The sequence below is a fragment of the Bacillus sp. HY001 genome, assembly GCF_007558965.1.
Taxonomy (GTDB): Bacteria; Bacillota; Bacilli; order Bacillales; family Bacillaceae_G; genus Bacillus_A; species Bacillus_A mobilis.
In genome coordinates this window covers 1-448 of record NZ_VLTE01000287.1, presented here as the reverse complement: position 1 = coordinate 448, position 448 = coordinate 1, and the positions used below count along the sequence as shown (strand labels likewise).

At 30.4% G+C, this 448-nt stretch carries 1 protein-coding gene; it reads left to right on the top strand.

What is annotated here, in order from left to right; translation table 11 throughout:
* A partial coding sequence (locus FOT98_RS31340; RefSeq protein WP_144291264.1) for a winged helix-turn-helix transcriptional regulator occupies positions 1-130 on the top strand: 130 nt, incomplete at its 5' end.
* Between the last annotated feature and the right edge of the window lie 318 nt (positions 131-448).

Here is a 448-nt window from a genome sequence, read left to right as displayed (position 1 = left end):
TCCTAAAGTAGAGTATCAACTGAGTGAAATTGGTTTACTTCTAGAACCCGTTGTAAACTCTATCTGTGATTGGGGAGATGATTTCAGAGAATTTTTAGAGAAAGATTCTAATAAAAAATCAGTTGAATAAAATCTAAGTTGATTCAAATTGGCAAGAGGATATACAGAGGCTGTAAACAATCCATTTCCATAAAAATCGATACAAATGTTAGGATAACGAAGGAATCGAATAATAATACTCAATTTTCTTATGTATACGATATACACTCAAAAGAAGAAGAAATTCTTAAATGATGTGTTTGAAACATCTAAAAAACCACGAAGCGCTTTCATATCAAGGTGTTTCGTGGTTTTTTCATTTTCTCAACCCTTCTCTTCCCCTTTTCTTTTAAGTGTATTTTTCTATAAATCAATTTTCTTATTGAGCTTTATTCCATAAATAGAAGTG